This is a genomic window from Methylobacterium sp. Leaf118, assembly GCF_920984675.1.
Classification (GTDB): Bacteria; Pseudomonadota; Alphaproteobacteria; order Rhizobiales; family Beijerinckiaceae; genus Methylobacterium.
In genome coordinates, this window is sequence record NZ_CAKLBV010000023.1 from 49349 (window position 1) to 65904 (window position 16556).

At 69.4% G+C, this 16556-nt stretch carries 10 protein-coding genes; 3 read left to right on the forward strand and 7 right to left on the reverse strand.

Annotation, left to right across the window (positions count from 1 at the left end; all coding sequences use genetic code 11):
• Nucleotides 1-108 precede the first annotated feature (108 nt).
• The 3 genes from LW587_RS12115 (at nt 109) to LW587_RS12125 (ending at nt 7174) form a co-directional block, all read left to right on the forward strand.
• Nucleotides 109-1968, forward strand: coding sequence for a glycoside hydrolase family 15 protein (locus LW587_RS12115; protein WP_232629854.1), 1860 nt, complete (start codon nt 109-111; stop codon nt 1966-1968).
• A gap of 51 nt (nt 1969-2019) precedes the next feature.
• Nucleotides 2020-4128 carry a transketolase gene (tkt, locus tag LW587_RS12120; RefSeq protein ID WP_232629855.1) on the forward strand — a complete coding sequence of 703 codons (2109 nt, stop codon included), beginning with the start codon at nt 2020-2022 and terminating at the stop codon, nt 4126-4128.
• 220 nt (nt 4129-4348) lie between these two features.
• The gene (locus tag LW587_RS12125) at nt 4349-7174 is read left to right on the forward strand and encodes a bifunctional transaldolase/phosoglucose isomerase (protein ID WP_232629856.1); all 2826 of its coding nucleotides are present in this window, start codon (nt 4349-4351) and stop codon (nt 7172-7174) included.
• Between the two features lie 106 nt (nt 7175-7280).
• Here the strand turns inward: LW587_RS12125 and LW587_RS12130 are convergent, their stop codons facing one another.
• The 7 genes from LW587_RS12130 to LW587_RS12160 form a co-directional block, all read right to left on the reverse strand.
• A complete protein-coding gene (locus LW587_RS12130) occupies nt 7281-7928 on the reverse strand; it encodes a DedA family protein (protein ID WP_232629857.1) in 648 nt (215 codons plus the stop codon).
• 85 nt (nt 7929-8013) lie between these two features.
• Nucleotides 8014-8220 (reverse strand): hypothetical protein, encoded by a 207-nt coding sequence (locus LW587_RS12135; protein ID WP_232629858.1) that lies wholly within the window; start codon nt 8218-8220, stop codon nt 8014-8016.
• Nucleotides 8221-8359: 139 nt separating this feature from the next.
• Nucleotides 8360-9820, reverse strand: coding sequence for a methyl-accepting chemotaxis protein (locus tag LW587_RS12140; RefSeq protein WP_232629864.1), 1461 nt, complete (start codon nt 9818-9820; stop codon nt 8360-8362).
• 559 nt (nt 9821-10379) lie between these two features.
• A complete protein-coding gene (locus LW587_RS12145; protein WP_232629859.1) occupies nt 10380-11249 on the reverse strand; it encodes an MBL fold metallo-hydrolase in 870 nt (289 codons plus the stop codon).
• Nucleotides 11250-11329: 80 nt separating this feature from the next.
• Entirely contained in the window at nt 11330-14518 is a 3189-nt protein-coding gene (locus LW587_RS12150; RefSeq protein WP_232629860.1) for an efflux RND transporter permease subunit, read from the reverse strand.
• Between the two features lie 127 nt (nt 14519-14645).
• Nucleotides 14646-15788, reverse strand: a complete 1143-nt coding sequence (locus LW587_RS12155; RefSeq protein ID WP_442919140.1) for an efflux RND transporter periplasmic adaptor subunit — start codon at nt 15786-15788, stop codon at nt 14646-14648.
• 108 nt (nt 15789-15896) lie between these two features.
• Nucleotides 15897-16220 (reverse strand): rhodanese-like domain-containing protein, encoded by a 324-nt coding sequence (locus tag LW587_RS12160; RefSeq protein ID WP_232629862.1) that lies wholly within the window; start codon nt 16218-16220, stop codon nt 15897-15899.
• Nucleotides 16221-16556: the final 336 nt, after the last annotated feature.

Consider the following 16556-nt stretch of genomic DNA (forward strand, 5'->3'; position numbering starts at 1 on the left):
TTGCGAAGCGCGGCCGCCGCGCCACTTCGCGGGGAGACGCTCGAAGCGAGACGGCAGGCCCCGTGCGCCTCCCGCCGTTCGGCTCGGGAGGACCGGACGGAGACCGGAATGGCGGGACGGATCGAGGATTACGCCCTCATCGGGGACGGGCGCACCGCGGCGCTCGTCGGGCGCGACGGCAGCATCGACTGGCTGTGCATGCCCCGCTTCGACGCCTCGGCCCTGTTCGCGGGCCTCCTCGGCACGGATGAGCACGGCTTCTGGAAGCTCGCCCCCGCGGCGGAGGGCGCGCGCCATTCCTGGCGCTACCGCGCCGGCTCCCTCGTCCTCGAAACGGTCCACGCGACCCGCGAGGGCGAGGTGCGGGTCACCGATTTCATGCCCGTCGGCGACGGCAGCCACGTGATCCGCCTCGTCGAGGGTCTGCGCGGCCGGCTCGCCATGCGGATGGATCTGGCCGTGCGCTTCGATTACGGCTCGGCGGTGCCCTGGGTGTCGCGCAGCGAACTCGGGGATCTTCGCGCCATCTCCGGCCCCCACAAGGTCGTCCTGCGCACCAACGCCCCCCTGCGGGGCTCCTCGCACCAGACGACGATCTCCGAATTCACGGTCTACAAGGGCGATGCGATCCGCTTCGTCCTGAGCTACGGCGCCTCGCACGAGGACGACCCGCCGCCGATCCAGCCCCGGCGGGCGCTCGACGAGACCGACCGGTTCTGGCGCGACTGGTCGGACCGCTGCGTCCTGGAGACGCCCTGGGACGACATCCTGCGCCGCTCGCTCCTGACCCTGAAGGCGCTGATCTACCGGCCGACCGGGGGCATCGTGGCCGCGCCCACCACCTCCCTGCCGGAGGATCTCGGCGGCGTGCGCAACTGGGACTACCGCTTCTGCTGGCTGCGGGACTCGACCTTCACGCTCCTGGCCCTGATGGATTCGGGCTATATCGAGGAAGCCCGCGCCTGGCGCGACTGGCTGACCCGGGCGGTGGCGGGCAATCCGGAGCAGGCGCACATCCTCTACGGCATCGCGGGCGAGCGCCTGCTGCCCGAGATCGAGCTCGACTGGCTGCCCGGCTACGAGAATTCCCGGCCGGTGCGGGTCGGCAATGCGGCGATCGCGCAGTTCCAGCTCGACGTCTATGGCGAGCTGTTCGACGCCCTGTTCCAGGCCCGGATCCGCGGCATGCCCGATGACGAGGAGGGACGGCGGGTCGGCCGGGCCCTCATCGAGCATCTGGAAGAGGCCTGGCGCCAGCCCGACGAGGGCATCTGGGAGGTGCGCGGCGGGCGGCGTCACTTCGTCCATTCCAAGGTGATGGCCTGGGTCGCCTTCGACCGGGCGATTCGCACCGTCGAGGGGGCGGGCGACGACGGCGGCCGTCCCGCCGAGGCGCTGCTCGCCCACTGGCGCGCCCTGCGCGACGAGATCCACGCCGAGGTCTGCGAGCGCGGTTTCGATCCGGAGCTGAACAGCTTCGTGCAGAGCTACGGCAGCAAGGCGCTCGACGCGAGCCTGCTGCTCATCGCCCATATGGGCTTCCTGCCCCAGGACGATCCGCGGGTGGTCGGCACCGTCGCCGCCGTCGAGCGCCACCTGATGCGCGACGGCTTCGTGCTGCGCTACGAGACGGAAGGACGGGACGCCGACGGCCTGCCGGGCAACGAGGGGGCCTTCCTGCCCTGCAGCTTCTGGTACGCCGACAACCTGATCGGCCTCGGCCGCCGCGACGAGGCCCGCGCCCTGATCGAGCGGCTGATCGGCGTCTGCAACGACCTCGGGCTGGTCTCGGAGGAGTACGACGTGCGCGCCAAACGGCAGGTGGGCAACTACCCGCAGGCGTTCACGCATGTTGCGCTCGTCAACACGATCCTCAATTACAGCCGCGCGATCGGTCCTGCAAAGGAACGGGGCGGCGGCGCGGACCATTCCGAGTCGAGGGCAAGCGACACCATCGCGGCGCAATAAGTGCGTTCCGCCTTGCGGCGGACGGTGGGAGCGAGAGAGACGGGTAGACCCATGAGCGGTGCAGATACGAGCCCGAAGGCGGCCCTGAGCGAGGGCGACAAGCTCGCGATCGACACGATCCGGACGCTCGCGATCGACGCGGTGCAGAAGGCCAATTCGGGGCATGCCGGCGCGCCGATGGCGCTCGCCCCCGTCGGCTACACCCTGTGGAACCGGTATCTGCGCTACGATCCGGCCCATCCGCACTGGCCGAACCGCGACCGCTTCGTGCTCTCGGCCGGGCATGCCTCGATGCTGCTCTACGCTCTGCTGCACCTGGCGCGCGTCGCCGAGACGGATGGCGGGAATGCCCCTGCGGTCGCCCTCGACGACATCAAGGCCTTCCGGCAGCTCGACAGCCGCACCCCGGGCCACCCGGAATACCACTTCACCACCGGCGTCGAGACCACCACCGGCCCCCTCGGCCAGGGGGTCGCGAACTCCGTCGGCATGGCGATCGGCGGGCGCTTCAAGGGCGAGCGCCTGAACCGGCCCGGCCTGCCGCTGTTCGACTACAACGTCTACGTCATCTGCTCCGACGGCGACCTGATGGAGGGCGTCTCCCAGGAGGCCGCCTCCATCGCCGGGCATCTGCGCCTGTCGAATCTCTGCTGGATCTACGACAACAACACCATCACCATCGAAGGCCACACGGAACTCGCCTTCTCGGAGGAGGTCGCGACCCGCTTCCTCGCCTATGGCTGGCAGGTGCTGCGGGTCGCCGACGCCAACGACACCCACGCGATCGCCGCCGCGCTGGAGACCTTCCTGCAGTCGAGCGACCGGCCGACGCTCATCGTCGTCAACTCGATCATCGGCTACGGCGCGCCGAACAAGCAGAACACGTCCAAGGCCCATTCGGACGCCCTGGGCGAGGACGAGGTCAAGGGCGCCAAGCGCGCCTATGGCTGGCCGGAGGACGCGCAGTTCCTCGTGCCGGACGGTGTTTACGACACGTTCCATGAGGGCATCGGCCAGCGCGGCGCGGCGCTCTACGCGCAGTGGCAGGGCTTCTTCGACGCCGCCAAGGCGGCGGATGCGGAGCATGCCGAGGCCCTCTCGGCCTTCCTCGAAGGGCGCCTGCCCGAGGGCTGGGACCGGGACATCCCGGTGTTCGCGGCCGACGCCAAGGGGCTCGCGACCCGCGAATCCTCCGGCAAGGTGCTCAACGCCATCGCCCAGCACGTCCCGTTCCTGCTCGGCGGCTCGGCCGATCTCGCGCCGTCGAACAAGTCGAACCTCACCTTCGAGGGGGCGGGCTCGCTCACCCCGTTCGAGCCGGGCGGGCGCAACATCCATTTCGGCGTGCGCGAGCATGCCATGGGCTCGATCGTGAACGGGCTCGGCCTCGTGGGTCTTCGCGCCTACGGGGCGACCTTCCTGGTCTTCGCCGATTACATGCGCCCGCCGATCCGGCTCGCCGCGCTGATGGAACTGCCGGTCTTCCACATCTTCACCCACGACTCGATCGGCGTCGGCGAGGACGGGCCGACCCACCAGCCGGTGGAGCAACTGCTCAGCCTGCGCTGCATCCCCGGCCTCGTGACCCTGCGCCCGGCCGATGCCAACGAGGTGGCCGAGGCCTATCGTGTGATCTTCTCGCTGAAGGACCAGCCGGCGGTGCTGGCCCTGTCGCGCCAGCCGCTGCCGACCTTCGACCGCTCGAAGTTCGGCGCCGCTTCCGGCACGGCCAAGGGCGGCTATGTCCTCGCCGACTGCGACGGCACGCCCGACCTGATCCTGATCGGCACGGGTTCCGAGGTGCAGCTCTGCGTCTCGGCCTACGAGACGCTGACCGGCGAGGGCGTGAAGGCGCGGGTCGTCTCGATGCCGTCCTGGGACCTGTTCGAGCGCCAGGACGAGGCCTACCGCAACAGCGTCCTGCCGCCCGAGGTGCTGGCCCGCGTGGCGGTGGAGCAGGGCAGCGTGATCGGCTGGGATCGCTACGCCGGCTCCTCGGGCGCGATCGTCGGCATGCACACCTTCGGGGCGTCGGCGCCGATCAAGGATCTCCTCGGCAAGTTCGGCTTCACCGCCGAGAAGGTGATCGAGGCGGCCCGCCAGCAGGTGGCCAAGCACAAGGCCAAGCACGAGGCCAACCACGAGGCCGACAAGGCCTAGGGCACAGCCCTTGACCCCTCTCCCCGCCGCGGGAGAGGGCGGCCCCCGGAAAAGGGGTCGGGTGAGGGGCGCGCCGCATCCGGGAAGACCCGAGCCGGCCCCTCCCCCGCCCTGCATCCACGGGGCCCCCTCCCTTGCACGGGAGGGAGGGTTGCGGCGCGGGCCATGCCCTATCTAACGGGCAAGGGACGCACGAAGAATCCACGCGAGGACGACCGAGATGAACGCGCTGAACGCCCTCTTCGCCGAGCACGAGCAGGCGGTCTGGCTCGATTTCGTGGCCCGCGGCTTCGTCGCCAAGGGCGAGCTCAAGGCGCTGGTCGAGCGGGACGACCTGCGCGGCGTCACCTCCAACCCGGCGATCTTCGAGAAGGCGATCGGCCATTCGGCCGAGTACGACGACGGCCTCAAGGCGGCCCTCGGCGGCGGCGACGCCCGGGTCATCGACCTCTACGAGGGCCTCGCCATCGCCGACATCCAGGCGGCGGCCGACGTGCTCCGGCCCGTCTACGAGGCGAGCGAGGGCGCCGACGGCTATGTCAGCCTCGAGGTCTCGCCCTACCTCGCGCTGGATACCGCGGAGACCCTGACCGAGGCCCGCCGCCTCCACGCCGCGGTCGGCCGCGACAACCTGATGGTGAAGGTGCCGGCCACCCCCGCCGGCTTGCCGGCGATCCGGCAGCTCACGGCCGAGGGCATCTCGGTCAACGTCACCCTGCTGTTCTCCCAGGAGGTCTACGAGGCAGTGGCCCACGCCTTCATCGACGGGCTCACCGAGTTCGCCGCGAAGGGGGGCGACGTCTCCAGGGTCGCCAGCGTGGCGAGCTTCTTCATCAGCCGCATCGACAGCCTCGTGGACAAGCGGCTCGACGAGGTCGGCGGCTACGAGGATCTGAAGGGCAAGGTGGCGATCGCCAACGCCAAGCTCGCCTATCAGCGCTACAAGCGCGTCTTTTCCGGTCCGGCCTGGGAGGCCCTGGAGGCCAAGGGCGCGAAGGCGCAGCGCCTGCTCTGGGCCTCCACGGGGACCAAGAACAAGGCCTATTCCGACGTGCTCTACGTCGAGGAGCTGATCGGCAGGAACACCGTCAACACCATGCCGCCGGCCACCATGGACGCGTTCCGCGACCACGGCCGGGTGCGGGCGAGCCTGGAGGACAACGTCGCCGAGGCCGAGGCCGTGATGGCGCGGCTCGCCCAGGCCGGCATCGACATCGAGGCGGTGGCGCGCCAGCTCGTGGACGAGGGCGTGGGTCTGTTCGTCGATGCCGCCGACGCCCTGCTCGGCGCCGTCGCGGGCAAGCGCGCGGCCTTCCTCGGCACCCGCCTCAACGCCCAGACCTGCAAGCTCGGCGAGCCGCTGCAGGCCGCCACCGACCGGGCGCTCGAATCCTGGCGCGCGAGCGGCGCGATCCGCCGCCTCTGGGCGCACGACAGCACCGTCTGGACCGGGCGTGACGAGGACAAGTGGCTCGGCTGGCTGCGCATCGTCGAGGACGGGCTGGAGAAGGTGGAGCAGTACGAGGCCTTCGCCGAGGAGGTCCGCGCGGAGGGCTTCACCGACGTGGTGGTGCTCGGCATGGGCGGCTCCAGCCTCGGGCCGGAGGTCATTGCCGCGACCTACGGCCATCGCGACGGATTTCCGAAGCTCCGCATCCTCGACTCGACCGATCCGGACGAGGTGCGCGCCGTCGAGGCGGCAGTAAGCCTGCCGACGACGCTCTTCATCGTCGCCTCGAAGTCCGGCTCGACCCTCGAGCCCAACGTGTTCCGCGATTATTTCCTGGGCCGGATGAAGGAGGTGGTGGGCGCCGACAGAGCCGGCCGCCACTTCGTGGCCGTCACCGATCCCGGCTCGGCGATGGAGAAGGCCGCGACGGACGACCATTTCCGACGGATCTTCCTGGGCGTGCCGCAGATCGGCGGCCGCTACTCGGTGCTCTCGGCCTTCGGCCTCGTCCCCGCGGCGGCGGCGGGTGTCGAGATCCGGGACTTCCTCGACACGGCCCGCACGATGGTCCGCTCCTGCGGGCCGGCGGTGCCGCCCGCCGCCAATCCCGGCGTGCGGCTCGGCGCGGCCATGGGCATCGCCGCCAAGGAGTTCGGGCGCGACAAGATCACCTTCATCGCCTCGCCCGGCCTCGACACCTTCGGCACCTGGGCCGAGCAGCTCATCGCCGAATCCACCGGCAAGGAGGGCGTCGGCATCATCCCGGTCGAGGGCGAGCCGGTGGACGTGCCGGCCGTCTACGGCGAGGATCGCCTGTTCGTCTATCTGCGCCTCGATCGCCATGCCGATCCGCGCCAGGACGAGGCGGTGAAGATCCTCGAGAGCGAGGCGCAGCCGGTGATCCGGATCGACCTCGACCGGGTCGAGCAGCTGCCCCAGGAATTCTTCCGCTTCGAGATCGCGACCGCCGTGGCGGGGGCGGTGCTCGGCATCCACCCGTTCGATCAGCCCGATGTCGAGGCGAGCAAGATCGAGACGAAGAAGCTCTTTTCCGCGGCCGAGGAGACCGGCGCCCTGCCGGCCGAGACGGCGATCTTCGAGGATGAGACGGTGGCCCTCTATGCGGACCCGGCCAATGCCGAGGCCCTGCGCCAGGATGGCGGCTTCGAGGCCCTGGTGGCGGCCCATCTCGCCCGGGTGAAGCCGGGCGACTACGTCGCGCTTCTTGCCTACGTGGCGCGCAACGAGGCGCATCATGCGGCCCTGCAGGAGGCGCGGCTCGCCGTGCGCGATGCCTGGCGGGTGGCGACCTGCCTGGAATTCGGGCCGCGCTTCCTCCACTCGACGGGCCAGGCCTACAAGGGCGGACCGGCTTCGGGGGTGTTCCTCCAGATCACCGCCGACCCGTCCGCCGACCTTGCCATCCCCGGCCGCAAGCTCGGCTTCAAGACGGTGATCGCGGCCCAGGCCCGGGGCGACGTCGCGGTGCTCGCCGAGCGCAAGCGCCGGGCGCTCCGCATCCACCTCAAGGGCGGCGACGTGACCGCGGGCGTCAAGCGCGTCGCGGCCGCCATCAAGGGCGCGATGGCTTCGTGACGGGATTCCGTGGGGATCATCCCGTCGGCGGGGCGCGAGGTAGCGCCCCGCCGACATGAGAAAGGGCGGCGTCGAGCGCCGCCCTTTCTCATGCGCGGGTTGCGGCTCAGTGCGCGGTCAGCGGGCCCGGGATCGCGGCCTCCGCCTCCACCAGCAGGCGCTCCTCGTGGCGCTTCATGAACAGCCACAGGGCGAGCCCGCCGAACACCACGAAGGCGAGCAGCGCGAGGCCCACCGGGCCGACGATGTGCTCGATCGAGCGCCCGCACCAATAGGCGCCGAAGCCCATGATCGAGGCCCAGGCGATGCCGCCGAGCCCGTTGAACACGAAGAAGCGGCGCGCATCGAGCTTGTTCACGCCCGCCAGCACCGCCGCGTAGGCGCGCAGCATCGCGGTGAAGCGGCCGAAGAACACGATCTTCCCGCCATGCGCCCGGAACAGGTACTGCCCGAGCTTGAGCCGCCCGTGATCGAGGGCGATGAGATGGCCGTGCCGGAGCAGGAGCGGCATGCCCCAGCGCCGCCCGACCCAGTAGCCGAGATTGTCGCCGAGGATCGCCGCTCCCGCCGCCGCCGCCACGATGAGAACGATGTTCAGCCCGCCGGTGCTGCCGGCATAGACCGCCGCGGTGATCAGGATCGTCTCCCCGGGCAGCGGCACGCCCGCGCTCTCCAGGGTGATGATGACGAAGACGGCGAGGTAGCCGTAATGCGCGATCAGATCGCCGATCGGCAGTTCCTGCAGGAACGACATGGATGAAATCTCTCCGCGAGTCGTGCGGCGCAATCTGGCGACGAACGTGGCCGCAACAGGGCGGGCCTGGTCGCGGAATGGGGCGTCATGCCCGGGGCGCGGGCGCGGCCCCTGACGCCGCGGCGTTCGGTCCTGCGACCGCGCCCGCCGCTGCCGTGGTCGGGAGGGGGCCGGCCTCGGGGAGAGGAAACAGCTGCGACAGCGCCTCGGCGACGCCGAAGAGAATCGGGTTCGCCATTGGGCCGAAGCCGGGCGGGTGGAGGCGGGCGGTGTCGATCATGGGGGCGGGCATGGGGGTGGGGATGGGGGCAGGGATGGCCGGGGCGGGAGCGAGGTAGGCATAAGTCCCGATCCGCCGTCCGGTTGCAGCGCGGCCGTGATTTTCGGTGCCGCGCGGCACCCGGAGACGGGCCTCGCCCCCGCCTCCCCGATCAGCTCGCCTTGAGGAAGCGCTCGACGCTGCCGCCGAGGCTGACGGAATGGCCGGCGAGGCTGTCGGCGATGCCGCGCACCGACTCGGCGAGTTCACCCGTGGCGCTGGCAGCCGAGGACACGCCGCCGATATTGCCGGACATCTCGTGGGTGGACGCCGCCTGCTCCTCCACCGCGCTTGCCATGGCGACCGTGAGGTTCGACAGTTCGGTGACGGCCGCGGTGATGCCGCCGATGGCGCCGACCGCTTCGCCGGTGGCGCTCTGGATCGCGGCGATCTGGCCGGTGATCTCGCCGGTCGCCCGGGCCGTCTGCTCGGCGAGGGCCTTCACCTCGGTCGCGACCACGGCGAAGCCGCGGCCCGCGGCGCCCGCCCGGGCCGCCTCGATGGTGGCGTTGAGGGCGAGGAGGTTGGTCTGGTCGGCGATCGACTTGATCATCGCCACCACCGCATCGACCTTGCGGGCGTTCTCGGCGAGGAGGCGGACCGTCGCGTCGGTGGCCTCGGCCTGGGTGGCGATGCGCTTGGCCCGCTCCGACACGCTGCCGACCTGCCCCGAGATCTCCTGGATCGAGGCCGTCATCTGCTCTGAGCCCGCCGCGACCGAGGCGGCGCGGTGGCGCGCCTCCTCCGCCGAGCGGGTCAGGCCCTCGGCCGAGCGCTGCATCTCGCCGACGGCGGCGCCCACGGCCTCGACGACCTGCTTCACCTCCGCGGCCATCCGCACCTCGGCGGTCACGACCGCCCAGGTCAGCATCGGCCCGATATAGCGCCCGTCCGGCCCGTTGATCGCGGAGACCCGCAGGTCGAGCGTCTCGGGGCCGACCCGGATCTTGGCCCGGTGCGGCAGGCGGCTCGCATCCGCGAGCAGGGAGCGCTGGTGGTGCGGGTTCTTGTGGAACACGTCGAAGGACGAGCCCAGCATCGTCGACACCTTGATCGGCAGGTGCTGCTCGATCGAGCCGAGGGTCACCTCCGAGGTCTTGTTCATGTAGTTGATCTTGAACTCGTCCAGCGGATCGGCGGTCATCACGGCGACGGGCATGCCGTCGATCATCGTCATGAGGCGGCTGGTCTCGTTCTTCTTGGTGGTGATGTCGGCGGCGAATTTCACCACCCGCTCCGGCTTCCCCGAGGCGTCGAGGATCGGGTTGTAGGTCGCCTCCAGCCAGACCCGCCGTCCGGCCTTGTCGAGGCGGGCGAACTCGCCGGAAGCGTATTCGCCGCGGCGCAGCCGTTCCCAGAAGGCGAGGTACTCCGGGCCCGCCGTCTGGTCGGCGTCGACGAAGATGCGGTGGTGCCGGCCCCGGATCTCCTCGATCGTGTAGCCGACCAGGGCCAGGAAATTCCGATTGGCCGCGAGGACTGTCCCATCCATGGAGAATTCAATGGTGGCCAGGGAGCGGTCGAGCGCATTCAGTCGTGCCTGCGCTTCGTTGAAAATCGGCTTGCGAAACATACTCACCCCTCAGCCCAACTGACGATCGACATCGCTTCTTTCATCGGCGAGCCGGCGTCGGAAACTTGAATCGGAGAGATTTCCGCATGCCCGGTTCCGGGGCTTCTTTAATCTCTCTGCTCACGCATATTTTACGGCTGCCCTTAATGTGCTCTTAAAGCGGCCGGCTCGGGCGGAATAGAAAATTCAAATTTGCTTCTTTTTATGAGCCAGCGATCGCGCAGTCACAGCGACATCGATGCCGTCGTCGATCAAACCCAGGACAAAACGATCATTTGAAAGAATTGGACGGGCGCGTTTCTGAAGCGATTCTCGCGCGGCTCGGTCCAAAGGTCCGATTCGGGGGGGCGGGCACGGGCCATGATCGCGCCCCTCGCCCGGGACGACGCCGCGCCGCCGAGGGCGAGCGGGCGGCGGAGGCGTATCCCGCCTCTGCCGCACCGGTGCGATCCCGTCGCGTCGGCTGGTCCGGCCGAGACGCGCGACATTGGGGGCGACCCTTACCGAGGCCGGCGCCCGCGCCTCGGGCGAGCGATCGCCGCCCAAGATGCGCGCGGCCTCAGCGCGGTCCGAGGTCCTCGAGCGCCACCGGGGCGGCGTGGGGCCGCGATCCCAGCATGGCGTCGATCAGCGCCAGCACCTCGGTCCGGCCAACATTCGCGGCCGGCTCGAACGGCGTCCAGGTCTGGGTGAAATCGAGCCGCTCGAAGACGTCGCGGTAGCGGCGCAGCTCGTTCACGGTGAGCGGCACGCCGCGCACGAAGGCCTTGTGGGCCGAGATCGTGCGCGCCTTACGGAAATCCGCCGGGTCGAGCTCGAACTTGAGGGCGTCGCCGCAGAAGCAGATTTTTCGCGCGCGGTCGAACAGGATCGCGTGGCCGTCGAAATGGCCCGCGGTCCGGTGCAGCTCCAGCCCGGGCAGGGGCTCGAGGAAATCGTCGTAGGGCCAGGAGACCTGGAGCGCCGCGCTCCAGGTGAAGTCGGCCGCCGGCAGGCACAGTTCGGGGTCGAACCGGTCCTGGAGCTGCACCAGCGCCCCGTAGGCATGAGGATGGGAGCTGGACAGCACCGTCATCCCGCCGAGCCGCGCGATCTGGTCGAGGGCCGCCTCGCTGAAGACCGGGCAGCCCTCGAAGCCCATATTCCCGTCCGGCGTCTGGATCAGGTAGGCGCTCGGGCCGATGCCGGAGACCGGCTCGTTCCAGAAGCGCCAGAGTCCGGGCTCCAATTCCTGCCAATGGCAGGGAAAGGCAGCCTGGGCCTCGCGCTCGGAGCGGAAGCGCCAGCCGTCCTGCGGCACGACGTGGCGGGCGTCGAGGCACATCGGGCAGGCGGGCGGAGCCTCGAAATGGCGCTGCCAGAACCCGCAATTGTCACACGTATAGGCGGGAAGCTTCAGGGCGCCCGCGAAGGGCAGATAACCGGGCACGGGCGATCCTGTCCGCGAAAGGGGAACGGCCGGAAGCTAGGGCTTCCGGCCGTCTTCGCATCCCCCATCCCGCGAAAGGATCAGCCGTGGGCGGGCGCGCCGTGCGGCTCGGAGGGCTTGCCGCGCTTGCGTCCCACCCAGATCACCGCCTGGCGGATCACCACGTAGAAGACCGGTGTCAGGAACAGGCCGAAGAAGGTCGCCCCGATCATTCCGAAGAACACCGCGGTGCCGAGCGCCTGACGCATCTCGGCGCCGGGGCCGGTGGCGATGACGAGGGGCAGCACGCCCAGGATGAAGGCGAAGGCCGTCATCAGGATCGGCCGCAGGCGCAGGCGACAGGCCTGGACCGCCGCCTCGACCGGCCCCTTGTGCTCGCCCTCCTCGATGTCGTGGGCGAATTCCACGATCAGGATGGCGTTCTTGGCTGCGAGACCAATCAGCACGATCAGACCGATCTGGGTCAGGATGTTGTTGTCCTGCCCCCTCAGCTGCACCCCGAACAGCGCGGCCAGCACGCCGGTGGGCACGACCAGCAGGATCGCCAGCGGCAGCGCCCAGGATTCGTACTGCGCCGCGAGAACGAGGAAGACGAGCAGCACGCCGAGCGCGAAGACGTAGATCGCCGTGTTGCCCGTCGCCTTCTGCTGGTAGGCGATCTCGGTCCAGTCGTAGGAATAGCCCTCGGGCAGGGCCCGCTTGGCGATCTCCTCCATGGCGTCGAGCGCCTGGCCGGTCGAGATGCCGGCCTGCGCCACGCCCTGCACCGGCACCGAGTAGTACAGGTTGAACCGCTGCACGATCTGCGGGCCGGTGATCTCGCGGATCGTGGCAAGCGTGCCCATCGGCACCAGGGCGCCGGTGGAGGAGCGGACCTTCAGCTGTTCGATGTCGCGCTGGGACATGCGGTAGGCGGCATCGCCCTGCACGCGCACCTGATAGATGCGCCCCAGCGTGTTGAAGTCGTTGACATAGGCGCCGCCGAGCGCCGCCTGCACCGTCGTGAAGACGTTGGCGAGCGGCACGTTCAGCATGCGGGCGATGGTGCGGTCGATGTCGAGGTAGAGCTGCGGCGTGTCGTTGCCGAAGGTCGTGAAGACCCGCTGCACGTCCTTGCTCTGGTTGGCCTGGCCCAGCACCTCGTTGGTGGCGGCGAGCAGCGGACCGATCTCCGAGGATTGCCGGCTCTCGATCTGCATCTTGAAGCCGCCGCCCTGGCCGAGCCCGCGCACCGGCGGCGGCGGGATGACGATGACCCGCGCCTCCTGGATGCCCGCGGTCGCCTTCAGCACCTCGCCGGTGATGACGGCGGCGCTGCGCCCGGCCGCGGCCCGCTCCTTGGCGCCCTTCATCGTCAGGAACATCACCGCCGCGTTGGTGGTGTTCGTGAAGGTCGCGCCGTCGAAGCCCGCGATGATGACGGTGTTGGTGATGCCGTCGATCCCGCGGGCGATCTCGGCGGCCCGCGTCACCGCCGCCGTCGTGCGCTCGAGCGAGGCGCCCGCGGGCAATTGCACGACGCCGATCAGGTAGCCCTGGTCCTGGTCCGGGATGAAGCCCGTGGGCGTGGTGTTGACGAGATGCAGCGTGCCCGCGATCACCGCGGCGTAGACGATCAGCATCGCGATCACGCCGACGACCGTGCCGGCGAGCAGCTGGATCGAGCGCGCGTAGACGTTCGAGAGCCAGTCGAAGGCGCGGTTGAACCCGTTCGCCAGCCACGCGACGAAGCGCGAAAGGAAGAATTTGGGCTTCTTGTGCTCGTGGTGCGGCTTCAGCAGGATCTTGCACAGGGCCGGCGACAGCGTCAGCGAGTTGAAGGCCGAGATGATGGTCGAGGCCGCGATGGTGAGCGCGAACTGCTTGTAGAACTGGCCCGAGATGCCGGGGATGAAGGCGGTGGGGATGAACACCGCCGACAGCACCAGGGCGATGGCGATCACCGCCGAGCCGACCTCGTCCATGGTCTTGTGGGCGGCCTCGCCCGCCGACAGCCCCTCGGCCATGTTGCGCTCGACGTTCTCCACCACGACGATGGCGTCGTCGACGACGATGCCGATGGCGAGCACGAGGCCGAACAGGGTCAGGTTGTTGAGCGAGAAGCCCAGCGCCGACATCACCGCGAAGGTGCCGACCAGCGAGACCGGGATCGCGATCACCGGGATCAGCGCCGTGCGCCAGCTCTGGAGGAACACCAGCACCACGATGACGACGAGGAGGACCGCCTCGGCCAGCGTCTTGTAGACCTCGTGGATCGATTCCTCGATGAATTCCGTCGGGTTGTAGGCGATGCGGTACTCGACGTCGGGCGGGAAGTTCTTCTTGAGCACCTCCATCGTCGCCTTGACCGAGGCCGCCGCGTCGAGGGCGTTGGTGCCCGGCCGCTGGAAGGCGCCGATGCCGATGGCGGGCGTCGCGTTGAGGAAGGAGTTCGTCGTGTAGTCCTTCTGGCCCATCTCGACGCGGGCGACGTCGCGCACCCGTACGAGGCGGCCCTGGCTCGCCTTGACGATGACGTCGGCGAATTCCTCCGGCGACTGGAAGCGCCCCTGCGACTGCACCACGAGCTGGAAGGCGGCGCCCGGCGCGGCCGGGGGGCCGTTGAGCGCGCCGGCGGCGACCTGGACGTTCTGCTCCTGGAGCGCGCTCGTCACGTCGCCCGTGGTCAGGCCGTAGGCGGCGAGCTTGTTGGGATCGATCCAGATGCGCTCGGCGTACTCGTTGCCGCCGAAGACCGTGATGTCGCCGACGCCGTCGAGGCGCAGCATCTCGTCACGGATGTTGAGGTAAATGTAATTGGCCAGGTAGTTCTGATCGTAGGTCTTGTTGGGCGACAGGAGGTGCACGACCAGCATCAGGTCGGGCGAGGCCTTGCGGACGGTGACGCCGAGGTTGCGCACGTCCGGCGGCAGGCGCGGCTGGGCGACCGAGAGGCGGTTCTGCACCAGCACGTTGGCGATATCGAGGTTGGTCCCGACCTTGAAGGTGACGGTCAGCAGCATCGCCCCGTCATTGGTCGACAGGGACGTCATGTAGAGCATGTTGTCGACGCCGTTGATCTCCTGCTCCAGCGGCGTCGCGATCGTGGCCGCGACCGTCTCGGCATTGGCGCCGGGGAAGCTCGCACGCACGGTCACGGTCGGCGGCACGATCTCGGGATATTGCGAGACCGGCAGCTTCTCGTAGGCGACGAAGCCGACGATGAGGAAGATGATCGACGTCACCGACGCGAAGATCGGTCGGTCGACGAAGAAGTGAGCGAAGCGCATCGGTCAAACCTCTCGCCGCCGGGGAGCGCGCATCGGCGCACTTGCGGGCGGCTTGCCGTCCTTCTCAAGGCCGGCGCCGCGGGGCGTCGACACGAACTCGTTTCCCCTGCCCCGCCGCCCGCGGGGCTCAGCTCTTGGTCGGCGGCAGCTGCGTCGTCTCGGGCTTCACCTGCGCGCCGGGCCGGACCTTGGCGACGCCGTTGACCACGATCGTCTCGTCGCCCTTCAGCCCGTCGCGGATCACCCGGTAGCCGTCGACGATCGGCCCGAGCTTCACGGGCTTGGCCGCGACCTTGTCGCCCTCGCCGAGCACGTAGACGATGCGCTTGTCCTGGTTGGCCGAGACCGCCTCGTCGGGGATCAGGATGCCCTTGTAGGGCTTGGTCGCCGGCATCGAGACGATGCCGAACAGGCCCGGCTTGATGAAGGTGTCGGTGTTCTCGACCGTGGCGCGCAGGAGCACCGTGCCGGTCTGGTTGTCGACGCGGTTGTCGACGAAGTCGAGGGTGCCCTTGCGGGTCGGTGTCTCCTCGCCGGTGAGCGCGATCAGGATCGGCGCGCCCTTGCCGCGCTGGGTCTGGCCCATGCCGATGCCGAGCGTGTTCTGGTATTTCAGGAACGAGCGTTCATCGACCGTGAAGCCGAAATAGATCGGATCGAGGGAGACGATCGTCGTCAGCATCGTCTGGTCGGTGATGACGATGTTGCCCTCGGTGACGGCGCGCTGGCTGATGCGCCCGTTGATCGGCGACTTCACTTCCGTGAAATCGTAGTTGAGCTGGGCGTTGCGGAGCGCGGCCTCCGCGCTGTCCACGTCGGCCTGGGCGGTCTGCGAGGCCTGACGGCGCTGGTCGGTGACCTGCTCGGAGATGTTGCCGCCCCGCGACAGCACCTGGGCGCGCTCGAGGTCGGTCTGGGTGAAGGCGAGGCGGGCCTTGGCCGAGGTCAGGCTCGCCTGAGCCTGTTCGAGCGCCGCCTTGTAGGGGCGCCGATCGATGAGGAAGAGCACGTCGCCCTTCTTCACGTTGGCACCGTCCTGGAACAGGATCTTGTCGAGATAGCCGGTGACGCGGGCCCGCACCTCGACGAACTCGATCGGGTCGAAGCGGCCGGTATACTGGTCCTTCTCGACGATCTCCTTCACCACGGGTTTGGCGACGGTGACGCCGGGGGGCGGGGCGCCGGGCATCTGCGCGGCGGCGCCGCCCGCACCCAGAAGCGCGGCCGCGATCAGCGGCGAGGCGACGAGAAGTGGCCGGAGGCTGCGCATCATTCGGTTCCCTGTATGGCGCGGCCTAATCCGGGGAACGCCGGATCGGGCGTGCGCTCGCGCACATGGCGGCCGACTTCCGGTGCGAACCGGCCGTGACGCGAAACCTTACGCTTCGACCGGCTCCCCGGCACCGTACCAGTCCTTGAAGGCGCCCGCGTAATGCTCGCTCACCGCGAGTCCGGCCCCCTGCGCGGCGGCGATCGCGTGAACCGAGCGGATTCCGGAGGCGCAGGAGAAGACCGGGCGGCGCCCGTCGGCCGCGATCAGCGCCTTCAGGGCGTCCGGATCGAAGGTGGACAGGGGGAAGGAGACCGAGCCGGGGATGCGCCCGCGGGCGAATTCATGGGGCTCGCGCACGTCGATGAGGAGGAGGGTGCCGTCGGACAGGCCCCGCTTGACCGTCTCCCGATCGAGATCGACCACCTGCATCGGACACCGCTTCTGACCTTAAGGGATGCGCCCGGCCCGGCCGACGGGCCCCGCGCGGTCGCGACGGCCTGTCTAGAGCATCGGATCGGGCGGTGCACGCCCGAGTCTCCGGAAAACGCCGATGCGGCCCGACGACCCCGCCGGAGGCTGGCGCCTCGACGCCCCGTCCGGAGGCCGGCCGCGACCCTCGGCCGCGATCGCCTAAATAGAAACTGTCTCTTCGGGTGTGATGGCACATGAGAAGCCGAGGCGCTCGATGTGTCGCGCGAGAGCCTTGGCGCGCGTCGCCGGTGCCGTCTTGCGGACGTGGTCGCGGCCTGGATCGGCGTAGGCCGT

What these genes read in the sequence shown, in the direction of transcription:
- LW587_RS12115 (WP_232629854.1), top strand. Translation starts at nt 109, where the DNA reads ATGGCGGGACGGATCGAGGATTACGCCCTCATCGGGGACGGGCGCACC.
- tkt (WP_232629855.1), top strand. Translation starts at nt 2,020, where the DNA reads ATGAGCGGTGCAGATACGAGCCCGAAGGCGGCCCTGAGCGAGGGCGAC.
- LW587_RS12125 (WP_232629856.1), top strand. Translation starts at nt 4,349, where the DNA reads ATGAACGCGCTGAACGCCCTCTTCGCCGAGCACGAGCAGGCGGTCTGG.
- LW587_RS12130 (WP_232629857.1), bottom strand. Translation starts at nt 7,928, where the DNA reads ATGTCGTTCCTGCAGGAACTGCCGATCGGCGATCTGATCGCGCATTAC.
- LW587_RS12135 (WP_232629858.1), bottom strand. Translation starts at nt 8,220, where the DNA reads ATGCCCGCCCCCATGATCGACACCGCCCGCCTCCACCCGCCCGGCTTC.
- LW587_RS12140 (WP_232629864.1), bottom strand. Translation starts at nt 9,820, where the DNA reads ATGTTTCGCAAGCCGATTTTCAACGAAGCGCAGGCACGACTGAATGCG.
- LW587_RS12150 (WP_232629860.1), bottom strand. Translation starts at nt 14,518, where the DNA reads ATGCGCTTCGCTCACTTCTTCGTCGACCGACCGATCTTCGCGTCGGTG.
- LW587_RS12155 (WP_442919140.1), bottom strand. Translation starts at nt 15,788, where the DNA reads ATGCGCAGCCTCCGGCCACTTCTCGTCGCCTCGCCGCTGATCGCGGCC.
- LW587_RS12160 (WP_232629862.1), bottom strand. Translation starts at nt 16,220, where the DNA reads ATGCAGGTGGTCGATCTCGATCGGGAGACGGTCAAGCGGGGCCTGTCC.